The organism is Terriglobia bacterium, from assembly GCA_020072645.1.
In the GTDB taxonomy this organism is placed as follows: Bacteria; Acidobacteriota; Terriglobia; order Terriglobales; family Acidobacteriaceae; genus Angelobacter.
The window spans coordinates 298,237-314,620 of record JAIQGK010000001.1; the positions used below are offsets into that span (position 1 = coordinate 298,237).

Genomic DNA, 16,384 nt, shown 5'->3' on the forward strand with positions numbered 1-16,384 from the left:
TTGCGCCAGCCGTGATTTCAGCATCTCACAAGAGTATGCTGTTCCCGGAGCAACTCTATGCCTGACAACGTCAATCCCACACCGCCCCCACCCAGCAATCCGCCAAACGCGAAAGCACCAGTGAAAGCGAAGGCCGCCGAAGCGTCGAACCTCGGACACATCCCCATCACTGAAGAATTAGACAGTGCCAAGTGGACCCTGCCTCCCATTGTGCCGCTGCTCATAGCTGCGGTCGTTGTGGGAGTGCTGGTGGCCGTGGTCGCACTCTCAAACCGGACGAAGCCGAGCGCCGCTTTGGCCATTACCAAAGTGGTTTCTGCGGCGCAGGAAAGCAATACCATGGTGGCGATCCAGATCAAGCTGGACAATCAGGTGGAAGGCCCGCTGTGGATCAAGCAAATCCAGGCTGAGGTGGAGACGCCGGACGGCAAAAAATATAGCGACAACGCGGCTCCGGCTGTGGATGCGCCGCGTTACGTTGAGGCATTCCCGCCGCTCGCTGAGGCGAAGGCCGATTGGCTGAAAGAAGACCTGAAGATTCCCACCAAAACAAGCTTCAACGGCGTGGGTATTTTTTCTTTTCCCGTGGACAAGGCGGCATTCGACAAGCGCAAACAGGTAACGGTGCGAATCCAGCTTTATGACCGGCCAACCCTGGTAGCGGTCAACACGCCCACGCCGGCTCCCTGACGTTCCACAAAGCCCGTCGGACCTGAGGGCCCATTCGCAAAAATATCTTTTTTTGCCTAAGGGCATTTTTTCATTGACAAAACAAACATATGTAGTAGATTAACAGACGAGCATAGTAGTAACCATCAATATATGACTTTGCCAAAACTAACAAAGCTCGAATTGCAGATCATGGAAGCGTTGTGGACGCGCGGCGAGGCTTCCATCCGCGAGATACAGGAAAGCTTTCCGGAAAAGAAAAGACCTGCTTATACGACGATCCAGACCACGGTATACCGGCTGGAAGCGAAGAAAGCTGTTCGGCGGGTAAAGAAGGTAGGCAACTTCCACATCTTTGAAGCCGCGGTTTCCCGCAATGCGGCGCAGCGGCGGCTCATTGATGATTTGCTGGCGCTCTTTGGCGGGCGCACGCAGCCGGTGATGGCGCACCTGATTGAATCCGGCAAGCTGACGCTGGACGACGTGAAGGAAGCGGAGACCCTTTTGCGGCAACTGGAAAGAAAGGACAAATCAAAATGATCTTCCAAACTTTGTCCTCGCTGTGGACGGCCTTGTCCCCTGGTATTGGCAATCATTTGTGGCAATCAACACTGTTTGCCGCCGTCGCCGGATTGCTGACCCTCGCGCTGCGTAAGAACCATGCTCGCGCACGATACTGGCTGTGGCTGGCGGCGTCGTTGAAATTCCTGGTGCCGTTCTCTCTTCTCACCAGCCTTGGCAGCCGCATGGCGTGGTCACGCGGGTCCGCGGCGACCCAGGGATCTCTCTCTTTTGTGATCGAGCAGGTAAGCCAACCCTTCGCGCAGCAAGCAAATTCGCAGGCTACTTCCCAGACGTTGTTGGTGGGCCTTCCAGCGATTCTTATGGCCGCATGGTCCTGCGGATTCGTCGCAGTGTTGGTGGTATGGTTCGCGCGCTGGCGACGGGTTTCCTTGGGGATTAGAAACACTGCGCCGCTACGCGAAGGTCGCGAAGTGGAAGCCTTGCGTCGGCTGGAGCAAGCAGGAGGCATCCGAAGAACGATTGAAATCTTTTTGTCGCGTGCTTCACTGGAGCCGGGAATTCTCGGCATTGTGAAACCAGTTCTGCTGTGGCCTCATGGGATTTCAGACCGGCTGGGAGATGCGCATCTTGAAGCAATTCTGGCGCATGAAGTGTGGCATGTGCGCCGCAATGACAATCTGGCGGCAGCGGTCCACATGGTAGTGGAAGCTCTTTTTTGGTTTCATCCGCTGGTGTGGTGGCTGGGCGCGCGGATGGTGGATGAGCGCGAGCGGGCCTGCGACGAAGAAGTGCTGCAACTGGGCAGCCAGCCGCAGGTCTATGCCGAAAGCATTTTGAAAATTTGCGAGTTCTGTGTGGGATCACCCCTGGCGTGCGTCGCGGGAGTAACAGGATCTGATCTTAAGAGAAGGATAGCGAATATCATGAACAAGAATATTGTCCGCAAACTGAACTTTGGAAAGAAATTGCTGCTCAGTACGCTGGGCGTGGCGGCCATCGCCCTGCCAATCGTGTTTGGATTGGCAAGGCCGCAGCAATCATCCGCGCAGAATGCGCCTGCCAATCCAGCAGTGCTTACCGCCGGGTACCAGCATGTTTCCGTCACGCCTGGAGAAACCGGAAACGAAATTATCCAAACCAGAATCGTGTTTAGGCCGGACAGCCTCACAGCCAAGAACCAGACCTTGCAGGAACTTCTTAAGCTGGCGTATGGAGTCCAGGCTAGCCAGATTTCAGGCGGACCAGATTGGCTTGCTACTGCCAGATTTAACGTCGAGGCAAAACTGGACGAGTCAACTGTTGCCGAGTTGAAAAAACTCGGCCCCGAGCAACAGAAGATGGAACGGGACCTGATGTTCCAAAATCTGCTGGCGGATCAGTTCAAGGTGGCGCTCCATCGTGAAAGCAAGCTCCTGCCTGGTTATGCGCTGGTGATCGCGAAGAACGGCCCCAAAGTTCAGCAGGCGAAGCCGGGAGATACCTATCCTAACGGCATCAAGGGCCCGGATGGACTCCCGGCGGGGCCGCATAAGTTTACTTTTGGACCTGAAGGAGTGATCGTGCAGGCACTGCCGATGTCATTCGTATCGAATAACCTCGCCACCCATCTGGGCCAGCCCGTGGTCGATCGAACAGGGCTCACAGGCGATTATGACTTCACAATGAAGTTTTCTCCGGGAGGCGGAACTGCGGCCAGGAGTAATGAGCAAACCGGGACGAAGACAACCACAATGCCCGTAAACTCAATGAGTGAGCATAATGCCGCTCTTATCGCCGCTGTCGAGGAGCAACTGGGGTTGAAACTGGATCAACAAACAATCCCGTTGCCGGTGCTTGTGATTGACCGGGCCGAAAAGCCCGCGGCCAACTAACCAAACAAAGCGGGGACGTGCCGCCAGCGTCCGGCGAGTCCCCGTTTTCCCTTTTTGGGACTGCTTCCGGCTTCCGCTGACGTTCATCTCTTCTTGAAACTGTCTCGCCTTCCGAGACAAACTACTTTGACATAAAAATTAAATCCTTGACATTTGTTTTGCTTGTTAGACAATGGCCCGCTCAGGGATGGGTGCCCGAATCGTGCCGCCTGCTCTATCCAGGCGGCGGGTTAGAACGAACGTTCGTAAGCTCCCGCTTCCCCGGCTGGAGGAAATATGAAACGTGGTTTCGCGTTTGTCATGTTCGCACTTGTTCTTTTTATCTCCTGTAACTCAGCGTATGCGCAGAGCAGCGCCACAGACGCCCAACTCAACGGATCAGTCCGCGACCAGACCGGAAGCATGATTGCAAAGGCCACAGTCGCGCTGCGCAATGTGGATACAAACCAGATTTATAAGACCACCTCCAGCAGCGTAGGCTTCTACATCCTGCCCAATGTGCCACCGGGAAATTATGAACTGACGGCGGAGTCACAGGGATTTGCCAAGTATTCCCAGACCGGAATCGTGTTGCGCGTTGCCCAGGTGGCGACGATTGACATGAGCCTGAAAGTGGCCGGCACCACGCAGGAAGTCACGGTCAATACTGAAGCGCCGACCATCGAGCCGACGCGCACGGAAGTGAGCCAGGTAATTGACACGCAACAAATCCAGTCACTGCCTATCTCCGGCCGGCTCTTTACGGACTTTGCCTTGCTGAGCCCGGGAGTGACCACCGGAAGAATCAGCCTGCAATCGACTTTTACAGATCCCTCGGTCACGCGCATTTCATTTGGCGGCCAGCGCGACCTGAACAACGCCGTGACGGTGGATGGCGCGGACAACATCAATACGGCAACCGGTTCGCAACGCGCCACGCCATCACAGGAAGCCGTGAGCGAGTTCCGCGTCGTGAACAACAGCTTTGCCGCCGAATACGGACGCGCGCTGGGCGGGATCGTTAGCATCGTGACCAAGTCCGGGACCAACGACACTCATGGCTCGGTGTATGAGTACTTTATGAACAATAAGCTCAACGCCGAACCGCTGCTGGCGCCGCCGGGCTTTGACGCGTTCCGGCAGAACCAGTTTGGAGCTACGCTGGGCGGCCCCATCAAAAAAGACAAGACTTTTTATTTCGTCAATTATGAAGGCCAGCGGAAAGGGCAATCACCGCAGTATCCCTCTCTTCTGGTAAACAACCTGGCGGCAATCAATGCGCTGAAAGCCAGCCTTGGAATTGCGCCGGAGAATCTGAACGTACTAAAGACGGCCGATGTGGACAACGGTTTCGTGAAACTCGATCATCAATTGACCGACAACAACCGGCTGTCCGCGCGCTATTCAATCCAGGACTCCAACAACCTCAACATGCTGGTGGGTGAGACGCTGGATGGCGGCGGTGTGGGCGCGCCCAGCAGCGGACGCAACGGATCTTTGCGCGACCAGGACCTGGTAGGAACGCTCACGACCACGCTTACTGAAAATAAGGTGAACTCATTGCTGTTCCAATGGGCGCGGCGTAACTACGGTTTTCTTGGAGTAACCGGCCAGCCGAACCTCGATGTTCCCAACCTACTGCTTTTTGGCCACAACTTTGGAGCCTTTGACCGTTACAACGAAACGCGTATTCAAGCTTCAGACACTTTCTCCTGGGTCCACGGAAAGCACTACGCCAAATTTGGAGTCGATACCAATTACGTGCGCAATTTTGTGATCTGGCCGGGTTTCACTCCGGCCCGCGTGATCTTCCCCAGTCTGGATGACCTGCTGGCGTCAGGCAAGTCTGACTGGGGATCAACGCCGTGTCCTGCGCCGCTTGTTGGGCTGGTAGCGCCATGCCTGGCAGCTTTCTTCTGGGGCGCGCCGATTGGTCCGGGCCCATTTAATCCGAATGCGGCATCCCCTTCAGTACCTACAACATGGGACCAGGCGTTTTTGCCTTCTGAAGCGTCAAATTTCTTTGTTCACGTGAACCATAGTTATTTTGGTTTCTTTGCCCAGGACCAGTACAAAGTTACGCCCAAGCTCACGGTGAATTACGGCCTCAGATATGACGTGGAGGCCGGACTGGGATTCTTTGTGAATGGCGACCATAACAATTTCCAGCCCAGAGTGGGTTTTGCCTATGCGCCGGATTCAAAGACGGTGATCCGCAGCGGGTTTGGCATCTTTAATGACAAATACAGCCTGACGTTTTTCTTTGTGCCGGCCCCACAGCGGCCACCCGTAATCGCTGGATTGCCGCTGGTAAATAACCAGACGACCGGAACGTACCTGCTGAACAGTATTTTCCTGCCTACGCCCTGCGTGCTGGCTGGATGTCCGACTGTGCCTCCGCTGCCTTTGCCGCCGGGAACGGTGCCGCCGCCACTGTTGACTTCAGCATTTGAGAACCTGATCAACAGCGGGTCTTTCCCCAATAACTCGCTCTTCGCCCAGGGCGGAACGGCGGTAGATCGCAATCTGCGTTCGCCCTATACGGAGCAGGGGAACCTGGAAATTGACCGCTCTCTTGGCGGCGGGTTGACGGTAAGCGTCGGCTATCTGTTTGTTGCCGGACACAAGCTGGTGCGTCCTATTAATCTAAACGTGGGACCGCCAGTTGGCGTGCAGCCCAGCACAGGCAAAGACATTTACGCCTTTGCCATTCTCGATCCCAACATTCCCGCGCCGCCGGCGGGATCTCCGGGAACGAACGGCATTTTTTACTTTACCGATTCCACCGGCAACTCGATCTATCACGGGCTGACGTTACAGGTGATCGAAAAGGCGGGCAAGTATTTCTCCATGAACGCAAATTACACGCTGTCACACACGCTGGATGACGGCACGTTTGTCACGTTCGTGAGCACGCCACAATCCAACGCGCAACGCAACCTGGAACGGGCCAATTCCAACCAGGACGCGCGGCACCGTTTTGTGGCAAACTTCACCGCCGATGCGCCGCAGAGCACGTTCCTGCGCAACTTCCAGTTGAGCAGCATTGTCACGTTGCAATCGGCGCGGCCCTTTACATTGTTTGTGGGCTTTGATGCAAACAACGATGGCAACCCGGTCACGGACCGCGTGGGCAATTCTCCGCGCAACAGCTATCGCGGCGATAACCTGGAAACGGTTGACATGCGGCTGGCCCGCGCTGTCCACATCGGCGAACAGAAAGTGCTGAATCTTTCCGTGGATGCGTTCAACATTCTTAATCACACCAACATCGACGAAGTATTTTCGGTTTACGGCGCGCCGGACTTTGTTGCGGGACAGATCCAGCCGCAGCACTTTGGCGATGGTGGTTTCAGCCCCAGCGGCCAGGTTGGCGCACCCAGAACGGCCTTCAATACACGGCAGTTCCAACTGGGAGCGAAGTTTACTTTCTAGATTGTTGATGAATGCTTCTAGAGACGGCGTTTCGGCGCCGTCTTTTTTCTTGCGACGTTAATTTCGGGTGCGGAAGGGCAGCTTGAATTTGCGCGCGATTTCCGGCCAGTACTCGCGAAGCACGTCCCACGCCATGTCATTGGCCACGCTGTAGCCGACGCGGCTTGCCGTGGGGCCAAAGCCGCGCGGGTTTCCGGGATGATAGAGATTGCTCAGCGCTTTGGAACTTACGGTGCCAAACCATTCAGAGTAGTTAGGCATGAACTTGCCGGAATCGCTCTGGGTCACAAACCTGTGTGCCAGCGCGTGGCCGAGCCGCGACGGCGTGGACCCCTGTCCAAGCCGGTAATAGCGCGGGTCTTGCCGGAAGAGCGCGGGATAAAGAAAGATGCCGAAGAAATCGCCGGTCGCGTTGTCAGTGACCGCAGCGCCGAAGCGTTTTCCATACCCTGCGGCGCCCATCTGGTAGGTGGGATCGTCTTTGTCCAACTGTGCGGTTGCAGCGTCCCATGCTGCGCCGACGTAGTTCAGCGGATCAGAAGTGCTTTCCACGAACATATGGAACTTGTCTGAGGCTGAAAGCGCGCAAGGCCGCAGATCGCTCCTGTGGCGCGGAATGTGGACCGTGGTGCTTTCCAGCCGCTGCGAGAATCGCCCGACCACCTGGCTGAGTGGGCCATTGTAATCATCGATATCAAACGGCTCAATAGGATGAACGCACGGCTGCTTTGCAGGTGTGATCATCGAAGGCGGAACCAGCGAGAGAGCGGGCGTCAAATTATTCAGCCGCGGTACAGGCTGGGCCAGGGCCAGAGTGCCAGCCAGCAGCAGTCCCAACAGCGCGAATTGTCTGTGCATGCTCTTCATTGTCAGCAATCCAGCAAGCGGCCCCGTCAGACGCGTCTTAAACTTTATCAATAGTTGCGCTTTCTAAAATTTTAAGAATTGTTACGTTCGGCCTTGCACCGGTTAACTTTGCAGTTAATAGCCGTCTGCGCAAGTTCAACAAATCAAGGCCCTTTCAAACGGGCAGCCACTGGACGGCCTTTTCCGCCTTCAGGGCCTTGAACGCCACTTCCTGTAACTTAAGACACGCAGCGCGCTCCGGCGGAACGCCATTTATAATTGCCCCCGCCATGCGAACGGATTGGACCCGGCAGGAAATCGCTGCCCTCTATCATCAGCCGCTGCTCGATCTTCTTGTGCAAGCGCAAGAAGTACATCGAAAATTTCACCCGGCCAATGAAGTGCAGATGTGCCGGCTGCTTTCCATCAAGACCGGTGGATGTCCGGAGGACTGCGCTTACTGTCCGCAAAGCGCGCGCTACCCAACCGGGGTGGAGCGCGAGCCGCTGATGAATTGCGATGAAATTCTGCCCGCCGCCCGCCGCGCAAAAGCCGATGGCGCAACCCGCTTCTGCATGGGCGCTGCATGGCGGCAGGCGCCGGAAGGCCGCGAGTTCGATTCCGTACTGGAATCCGTGCGCGCGGTGGCCGCGCTGGGCATGGAAGTCTGCTGCACGCTGGGCATGCTGACGCATTCGCAAGCCGCTCAGCTTAAGGAAGCCGGCCTTACCGCTTACAACCATAACCTGGATTCTTCTCCCGAGTTTTACGCGAACATCATCAGCACCCGGGCTTACCAGGAACGTTTGGATACGATTGCTGCCGTGCGCAGGGCCGGCATCACGGTTTGCTGCGGCGGAATTCTCGGAATGGGCGAATCCGAAGATGACCGCATCGGGCTTTTGCATCAACTCGCCACGCTGCGCCCGCATCCTGAAAGTGTCCCGATCAATATGCTGGTCCGCGCAGAAGGCACGCCGCTGGCGTCGGAACCAGATCTCGATCCATTCATCATGGTGCGTACAATTGCCTGCGCCCGCATCCTGATGCCGCGTTCGATGGTCCGCCTGGCCGCAGGACGTAAGCAGATGTCGCGTGAAGCGATCCTGCTGTGCTTCCTCGCCGGAGCGAATTCCATCTTTACCGGTGAACGGCTTTTGACGACGCCAAACCCCGCGCCAGATGAGGACGCCGCGCTGTTGCAAGAGCTGGGAATGAGGCCAATGGAACTTGCGCGATAACATGAATGATCAATTGGTCATCATGCCTTAGGGAAACTGATTCTTAACTGCGCAGGTTTTCGGGTTGACGAGCATATAAATATACATATAATCATATAGTGAATCGTGAGCTGCCAAAACCTCTCCGTTGGGTCGGGTCGTCTCTAAGCGATTTAAGGTCCTTTCCATCTGAGGTCCGTTCCGCAGTAGGCTATGCGCTCTATGCTGCGCAAAACGGCCATGTTGACCCGGCAGCAAAACCCATGAAAGGCTTTGGCGGCGCAAGTGTCATGGAAATTATTGCTCCCTTTGCTGGAAACACGTGGCGTGCCGTCTATACCATCCGCTTTCAAGAAGTTGTTTATGTCCTCCACGCTTTCCAGAAGAAATCCAAATCAGGGATTTCTACTCCAAAGAAAGAGATAGACCTGATTTATCAGCGGCTGGCGGCTGCTCAGCGAGACTACGAAACGAGGCAGAAATTTTATGCAGACCAAAAGAAAAACCGCTAAAAAAACTATTGTTGCGGAGAGTAGCGGCAATGTTTTTGCCGATCTTGGCCTTCCCAACGCGGACCAGGAGCTCATGAAAGCGCGCCTGACTCTGCAAATCCACCGTATCATCCAGGAACGCGGTCTTACCCAGACGGAGGCCGGAAGAATTCTCGGAATCCCGCAACCTCAAGTTTCAGCGTTGGCGCGCAATCGCTCCGGCAATTTCTCCATCGGTCGCCTGATTGAGTTTCTAACCGCACTTGGTCAGGACGTTAAGATAACCGTTACTCCGGCACGTAAACCGCACGGTCAAATGTCTGTTGTGGTGGCTTGATAGGTGTTCTCTATATAATTGCCATCCGTACATGGAGACTGCATGAAAGCCAATGTTTGCTCCGGTCTGTTGTTTCTTCTACTCGCCGTTATTCCTTCCGCGGCCAACGAGCTTCGCACCACCATTGTTTATGACGATGCGCCAACCGATCTGGCCGCGGTACGTGAAGACGGCGGCCAGCTCTGGATCACCACTGCCGACCTGAAGCGCGCAACGCGTTTTGAAGTAAAGCCGCAAGGAGTCTGTCGCGATGAGCTCTGCTTTCCGCTGCCCAAGGCGCGGCAGCAGGAATTTATTCGCAAGACTCCACCAGTGACGTGGTTTAACATGACGGCGTTTGCTGCTCTGGTCCACCAGCCGGTGGCGCATGATGCCGCAATGTCCACTTGGTATTTTGGGCTGCGCTCTGACCAGCGCCAGCAGCTCAGTTCACTGCAAGCGCCGGACTTTACGCTGCCTGATCTGAATGGCAAGCCGCACCGGCTCTCGGATTTCCGCGGAAAGAAAATTTTGCTGGTTACATGGGCAAGCTGGTGAGGGTGCCGCTTTGACCTGCCAGGCTGGCAGGCAATCTACCAGCAATTGAAAGATAGGAATTTTGAAATCATCTCCGTAGCGCAGGATACTGGCGGCGCAAAAGATGCCGGGCCTTGGATCGATCCATTGAAATATGTTTCGGCCAAGCCTGATCTGCCGCCAGCGACGATTGAGACGGCGAAGAAAATCGGCCCGCTGAGCTATACCGTGCTGATAGACGAGAAGCACCTCGTCTCCAAGTTGTACAACATGGTCAACGTGCCCACCGGCGTCTGGATCAACGAGCAAGGCCGCATTGTGCGTCCGAATGAAGTTGCATTCGTGGACGACCGCTTCAAGAACTTCACCGGCATGGACTCTGAACCGTATCTCAATGCACTGAAGGACTGGGTGGAAAAAGGCGACAAGAGCGCCTACGTGATGAGTGAAGATCATCTACGTGAAAAACTAACGGTTCAAGATCCGAACATCGCGCAAGCCGCGGCTGAGTTTGGCCTGGGCGAGCAACTCTACAAGTCCGGCCACCAACCGGAAGCCGTCGCGCACTTCAAGGAGGCGCAGCGTTTGAATCCGAAGAGCTGGAATTACAAGCGCCAGGCCTATGCTCTCTCAAGCGAAAAGGATTATGGAACCACGTTCCGCGATGAGGTGCAGAAGATTGGCGGGAGCAAGGTTTACTATCCGCCACCGGAGTTGCCGGGAGAGAAGAAGCCGAATTAACCACTAGATCAACCGCAAAGAACGCGAACAAACGCAAAGGAATTGATCGAGCAAGAAATGGATTAGAGGAAAATTGGAGCGGCGACACAGGCCCAGAATGATCGATTTACTGAATGATTAGCGTGTTGTTGCGTACTCTCTGGATTGACTTCGTGTTCCTTTGTGTCCTGATGGTTCGCCAGCGCAAGCACTATATATAATTTGGCCGAGATTCATTTTCTGCAAGCTTGGGTGTGTGGTGGAAGGAGAATCTATATGAGCACCTTTTCGCCCAAAGAGAGCCGGCAACGGACACCCTCGAGCACTCCCAGCCTTATCGCGCCGACCCGTTCGATCAACCATCAGCAGCATCCAATTCTGAATTTGCAGCGCACAATTGGCAATCAGGCGGCGCTGCGGCTCATGCAGGCGCCGGTGCGGAGCATCCAGCGGAAACTCGCCATTAACGAGCCCGGCGATGCATACGAGCAAGAAGCCGACCGCGTGTCCGAGCAGGTGATGCGCATGCCCGAGACCCGCACGGCTGCGGCCGCGGCATCAAGCGCGGCCCCAAGAGTCCAGCGCGCCTGCGCCTGCGGTGGAACATGCGACGACTGCAAGAAGCATTCAGAAGACGAACATGCCCGCGTGCAGATGAAAGCCGCCGGGCCGCGCAGCAGCGGCGGGATGGAAGCGCCGCCGATTGTCCATGAAGCTCTGCGCTCGCCCGGTAAACCGCTGGACAGGGCGACACGCGACTTTATGGAGCCTCGGTTCGGGCACGACTTCAGCGGTGTGCGGGTGCATACGGGTACGAAGGCGATGGAGTCGGCGAAGGCGGTGAATGCAAGAGCGTATACGGCGGGGAATAACGTGGTATTCGGCGCGGGAGAATTTACGCCAGGAACGCATGAAGGCCAGCGATTGCTGGGGCATGAGCTGACGCATGTGGTCCAGCAGGACGGCCTATCAACAGCGCCGCAGGTGCAGCGCAAACCCTCAACCGACGATGAAAGAGCACATAACCAAGCGGTCCAGCAGCACAAGGAGCAGCAACTGAATGTTGCTCAGATACTGGAGCGGGGACGTAAGATCAAGCGCGATCCTTCGAAAGGCCCCCTGGATCCGGACAATCTTTATGTGAATACAATAGATCTGCTGGACAAGAGGAGAATGGTTTTGACTATTCTCACTCCTACACATTATTCAGATCCGAACAACCCGACTTATTTTGATCCCAAAGTCCACTACCCGGATACCGGCGGGGATTACTTGGCGGATCCGAGAGCCAAAGGCGTTGGAACAGTTTCTCCTCCCACTCCCGGCACGGCAGGTCTAACAGACGTGCTGAAGACGCAAAGCACTTCAATCTCGACGGTGCAAAAAGGAGATGAAAAGGTTCAGCCACGCGTAACCTTGACACCGCAGCCAGAGCAATCACCCGAAGTAGAACCCCAGCGAAAGGCACCACAGGCCACACCACCGGTCCTTCCGGCATTGACGTGGACCGCTGCCGAAGTCCAATTATTCACCAGCTCTACTCCCATTTCAGAATCAGATTTTAGAAATACATTTGTGCACGAAGGGCAACATGTTGCGGACTTGGACTATCTTCAGACATTGGATTTTTCCGATTGGCATACGGTGTTTGCGCGATACGCCAGCGAGTTCAGGGCTTTCTGGCTACAGCCAAAAAACCAAGGTTCATGCCCCATCCCCGGCGTTTGTGTCGGAGCCGGAGGGAATTTTCCTGATCCCATTCCTATCGATCCCGCCGACAAGCAGCCCCCCATAACTTTGGGAAAGGATCAAAACTGTAAGCCATGTCCTACGCCTGCTCAAGGGAGCACGCCGCCTGCCAGAAGCAGAGTCCCCCAAATGAAGAATTCCAGGCAGGATGCCATCTTTCGGACCCTGATGAGTAATTATTCCTACCAGCAGTTCGACTGCTTTTATGTATGTAACAAGAGTTTTTCTGATGCAGTAGATGCCTTCACGCTTCCCGCCGGTGAGAATGTCGCAAACTCTGTGCGCCTGATGGACCTACGCCTTGAGTTGCAAAAGCTGGCGCCGACAATGAGCCTGGCCGAACTCAAACAAACTAAATTCGAGGCAGCAATCAGCGCTCTCGATGACATTGACTGGGCATTTTTGAAGGAGAGGCAGACGAAGTCCGCAAAAGGGCTCCACCTTTCCGATCCACTCTGGGACCTGCTTCGCAGCGCTGCGCCCGCACCCATCGTGGATATGATGGCAGCGGTGGTCGATAAGAAGAGTCCAAGGGATGCGGCGGTGAAAGCCCTGGAAAGCGCCTTGAAGAAAATTAAGTAAAGGCCATCTGGTGGCATTATCCGCAATTTCTAAGCGGATCATCGGATCCGCGCCTCACTGGACATTCCTGTCCCAAATCGCTATAAAAGTCCGTTTCCCCAAGGAGTTTTCATGTCCCGTTCTGTCCGCTTTCTTTTTGTTGTGCTCTGTCTATCCGCGGCGATTGCCGGCTTTGCCCAGGCGCAAAAGCGTTCGATCACAGAGAAAGACATCTTCCAATTCAACTGGATTGGCGACCCGCAGATTTCGCCTGACGGCTCTCACGTGGCCTTTGTAAAGGTCACAGTCGACGAAAAGAAGACCGGATATGACACCGCCATCTGGAGCGTCAGCACGCGCGGCGACGAGCAACCGCGCCGCATGACCGATGGCAAGCATGATTCTTCTCCGCGCTGGTCGCCGGACGGCAAGTGGCTGGTGTTTGTGCGCGCGCCTGAGCCTGCTGCCGGCGCGGGTCCTGGCGGCCCCGGCGGAATGGGACGTGGACCGTTACCGCAGCTCTATTTGCTGCCGGTGAGCGGAGGCGGCGAGTCATGGAAGATTACCGATCTGCCACGCGGCGCGGGCGGGCCTGCGTGGTCGCCAGACAGCAAGATGATCGCTTTTACCAGTGACACGTCTGCGGAAGACCTGGCCAAGCAGCACAAGAAAGAAGCGGCGTCCAAAGGCAAGTCAGAAGAAAAATTCTCAGCCGATAAACCGGAAGCGGGGCCGACTGCGGCGAAATCGCCGGAAGCAGATGCCGACCATGAGAGCGATGTACGCGTGATCACGCGTTCGGTCTATCGCATCAACGGCGGCGGCTATCTGGATTACAAACACCCGCAGCATGTTTGGGTGATCGCCACGCCGCAAAGCTCTGAGGACGACGCCAAACCGAAACAGCTCACCACTGGCAAATATCAGGAAGACGGCATCATGTGGTCGCCGGATTCAAGCAGGATCTATTTCACCACCACGCAGGTGGACGATCCTTCTTACGAGCATCCGCATGCCGATGTCTACTCAGTGGCGGCAGCGGGCGGCGCGCCGGCAAAGCTGCTCACCATTAATATGGCGCCGCGCGAAATGTCACTCAGCCCAGACGGCAAGCGCCTGGCCTTCTGCGCTTCAGTGAACGAGCCGGTACAGTCTTACACCGAGCCCGATCTATGGGTAATGGACCTTGACGCCACGGCCAAGCCGCGCAACCTGACCGCGAATTACGACTTTGACGTTTGCAGCGGCGTTGGTGGCGACCAGGGCCCACCGCGCGCTGGAGGGCAGGACCACATCGTATGGACCGGCGATGGCAACAACTTGATTTTGACCACTGCGCGCGAAGGCATGGCCAATCTGATTGCGGTCGATGCGGCCTCTGGAAAAATCACCGAACTCACAAATGGGAAGCAGGCGGTGGAGCGCTTCCGGGCGACGAGCGATGCCCGGACCTTGGTCGTGCTGATCTCAACACCGACGAACATAGGCGATCTATTTGTGCTGAATCATGGGTCGACCGCCGCGCCCCACCAGATCACCCACATCAATCAAAAGCTTTTCTCCCAGCTCACCCTCACCGAGCCGGAAGAGATCTGGTACACCAGCTTTGACGGCAAAAAAATCCACGCGTGGATCCAGAAGCCGCCCGACTTCGACCCGGCGAAAAAATATCCGCTGATCCTGAACATTCATGGCGGCCCGCATACCGCCTATGGTTTCATCTTCGACCATGAATTTCAATGGATGGCCGCCAAAGGCTACGTGGTTCTTTACCCGAACCCACGCGGCAGCACGAGCTACGGGCAACAGTTCGGCAACATCATTCAGTATCACTATCCGGGCGACGACTTCAAAGACCTGATGATTGGCGTGGACGAAGTGATAAAGCGCGGATACATCGACCCGAAAAAACTTGGCGTGACCGGCGGCAGTGGCGGTGGACTGCTGACAGACTGGATCGTGGGCCATACAGATCGCTTTGCCGCTGCGGTGGCGCAGCGCGACATCGCAAGCTGGGCGGCGTGGTGGTACGCCGCGGACTTCACATTGTTCCAGCCGTCATGGTTCAAAGCACCGCCGTTCCAGGACCCGCAGGATTACGTGAACCGCTCGCCCATTACTTACATCCAGAACGTCCACACGCCGCTGATGCTGGTGCTGGGTGAAGCCGACTTTCGCACGCCGCCCGCGGCCGGCGGAGAAGAAATGTTCCGCGCGCTTAAATTCCTGAAGCGCCCGGTGGTCATGGTGCGGTTTCCGGGCGAGTCGCACGAGCTTTCACGCTCAGGGCAGCCGTGGCACCGCGTGGAGCGGCTTGAGCACATTGTCGGCTGGTTTGATAAATATCTTCAGGGACTACCGAAGCCGGAATATGACGGCGTGGCGAAAAGCGAGGTGAGCGTGAAGCCCAGCGATTTGCCGGGCAAGCACGATGCGAGCAAGCCACCGGAGCCAACGCCGCCGAAGCATAAGAAATAAATCACGGCTTCACTTCTTGCGGTTGTAAGTGAAGTCGTATTCGGTCGTCCATGATTTGCCGCCATCGCTGGATTGCTGGCTGAATTGGCGTACGTGGTCGGAGTCGAGTTTAAAGAACTGAAGATGGCGGCGGATGGGCGTGCCATCCGGCTTGCGGCTCTCCGCGTAGTAGCTCATCACGCCATCTTCCAGCTTGCCTTCAAAGTGAATGCTGTTGGATCGGCTGTCGACCCAATCCTGCATCCATATTTTTCTGGAGGTATCGTAATGGTTGAAGCTTTTGCCCGTGCCTCCTCCGCCGCCCGTCCAGTTTTCCAGCAACACACATTGATCAATGATGGGTTGAATGCTGCTGGTTCCGGCCGGATTGTGGCCTTGCGTGGTAACAACGTCCCATTCGCCAATCCAGAAATCAAATTCGCGGTATTCAGGATGATGAACACACGGGTGTGCGATGGCATCAGCCTTCTCAATGACCGCTCTAAAACCAGGTTCATCGCGCAACGATGCCAGATCAGCATCTTGCTGAAACATGCTTGGCTGGGCCAAACCGGCATCTATGGCTTTATCCAAAGATGCAATCGCCTCCTGGTTCCGGTTCAGTTTGGCCAGTGAAGCAGCCTCGCGATACAGCGCTGAAGACCCGACCTGCGGATCAGATTCTATGTGCTTGTAAGCCTCAACCGCCGACGCATACTGGCCCAGTTTGTGGCGGGAAACGCCCAGCCGCAACCAAGCCAGCGCATTGCCAGGCTCCGCGTGCGTAATGGTTTCAAAAGCTGGGGCGGCGGCGCTCCAGTTTTTGGCCGAATACAGTTGATTGGCCTGGTCCATTGCAACCACATTGGTATTTGCGCCTTGCCCGTGAACAACGGCAGCTAACGCGATCACAAACATGAATCGAGAAAGAAATGCACTCATTAGTTCTCTCCGCTAACCTGATGCGATCGCCGGGCGCCATGGATAGACACCATATGCCGTCATGAA

The 16,384-nt window shown here is 55.9% G+C and carries 13 protein-coding genes; 11 read left to right on the plus strand and 2 right to left on the minus strand.

Going from position 1 to position 16,384, the window contains the following annotated elements; translation table 11 throughout:
- The first annotated feature begins 57 nt into the window (after positions 1-57).
- The 4 genes from LAO76_01285 to LAO76_01300 all read left to right on the plus strand — a co-directional run bounded on the left by LAO76_01285 (position 58) and on the right by LAO76_01300 (position 6,479).
- Positions 58-690: a hypothetical protein gene (locus LAO76_01285; GenBank protein MBZ5489548.1), complete on the plus strand. Its 633-nt coding sequence runs from the start codon at positions 58-60 to the stop codon at positions 688-690.
- A gap of 132 nt (positions 691-822) precedes the next feature.
- A complete protein-coding gene (locus LAO76_01290) occupies positions 823-1,209 on the plus strand; it encodes a BlaI/MecI/CopY family transcriptional regulator (protein ID MBZ5489549.1) in 387 nt (128 codons plus the stop codon).
- Entirely contained in the window at positions 1,206-3,065 is a 1,860-nt protein-coding gene (locus LAO76_01295) for a TIGR03435 family protein (GenBank protein MBZ5489550.1), read from the plus strand. The genes LAO76_01290 and LAO76_01295 overlap by 4 nt, the downstream gene beginning before the upstream one ends.
- A gap of 276 nt (positions 3,066-3,341) precedes the next feature.
- Positions 3,342-6,479 carry a TonB-dependent receptor gene (locus tag LAO76_01300; protein MBZ5489551.1) on the plus strand — a complete coding sequence of 1,046 codons (3,138 nt, stop codon included), beginning with the start codon at positions 3,342-3,344 and terminating at the stop codon, positions 6,477-6,479.
- A gap of 57 nt (positions 6,480-6,536) precedes the next feature.
- Here the strand turns inward: LAO76_01300 and LAO76_01305 are convergent, their stop codons facing one another.
- Positions 6,537-7,346 (minus strand): hypothetical protein, encoded by an 810-nt coding sequence (locus LAO76_01305; protein MBZ5489552.1) that lies wholly within the window; start codon positions 7,344-7,346, stop codon positions 6,537-6,539.
- A gap of 269 nt (positions 7,347-7,615) precedes the next feature.
- On the opposite strand from LAO76_01305, the gene bioB reads away from it, so the two are divergent.
- The 7 genes from bioB to LAO76_01340 all read left to right on the plus strand — a co-directional run bounded on the left by bioB (position 7,616) and on the right by LAO76_01340 (position 15,397).
- A complete protein-coding gene (bioB, locus tag LAO76_01310) occupies positions 7,616-8,566 on the plus strand; it encodes a biotin synthase BioB (GenBank protein ID MBZ5489553.1) in 951 nt (316 codons plus the stop codon).
- Positions 8,567-8,664: 98 nt separating this feature from the next.
- Positions 8,665-9,057, plus strand: coding sequence for a type II toxin-antitoxin system RelE/ParE family toxin (locus LAO76_01315; GenBank protein ID MBZ5489554.1), 393 nt, complete (start codon positions 8,665-8,667; stop codon positions 9,055-9,057).
- A complete protein-coding gene (locus LAO76_01320) occupies positions 9,032-9,373 on the plus strand; it encodes a helix-turn-helix domain-containing protein (GenBank protein ID MBZ5489555.1) in 342 nt (113 codons plus the stop codon). Before LAO76_01315 ends, LAO76_01320 begins: the two co-directional genes overlap by 26 nt.
- Positions 9,374-9,415: 42 nt before the next feature.
- Positions 9,416-9,910 carry a redoxin domain-containing protein gene (locus LAO76_01325; GenBank protein MBZ5489556.1) on the plus strand — a complete coding sequence of 165 codons (495 nt, stop codon included), beginning with the start codon at positions 9,416-9,418 and terminating at the stop codon, positions 9,908-9,910.
- A gap of 45 nt (positions 9,911-9,955) precedes the next feature.
- A complete protein-coding gene (locus tag LAO76_01330) occupies positions 9,956-10,630 on the plus strand; it encodes a hypothetical protein (protein MBZ5489557.1) in 675 nt (224 codons plus the stop codon).
- A 255-nt stretch (positions 10,631-10,885) separates the two neighbouring features.
- Entirely contained in the window at positions 10,886-12,940 is a 2,055-nt protein-coding gene (locus tag LAO76_01335) for a DUF4157 domain-containing protein (GenBank protein MBZ5489558.1), read from the plus strand.
- Positions 12,941-13,051: 111 nt separating this feature from the next.
- Positions 13,052-15,397 carry a S9 family peptidase gene (locus tag LAO76_01340; GenBank protein MBZ5489559.1) on the plus strand — a complete coding sequence of 782 codons (2,346 nt, stop codon included), beginning with the start codon at positions 13,052-13,054 and terminating at the stop codon, positions 15,395-15,397.
- A 9-nt stretch (positions 15,398-15,406) separates the two neighbouring features.
- Here the strand turns inward: LAO76_01340 and LAO76_01345 are convergent, their stop codons facing one another.
- Positions 15,407-16,318, minus strand: a complete 912-nt coding sequence (locus tag LAO76_01345) for a tetratricopeptide repeat protein (protein ID MBZ5489560.1) — start codon at positions 16,316-16,318, stop codon at positions 15,407-15,409.
- Positions 16,319-16,384 lie beyond the last annotated feature (66 nt).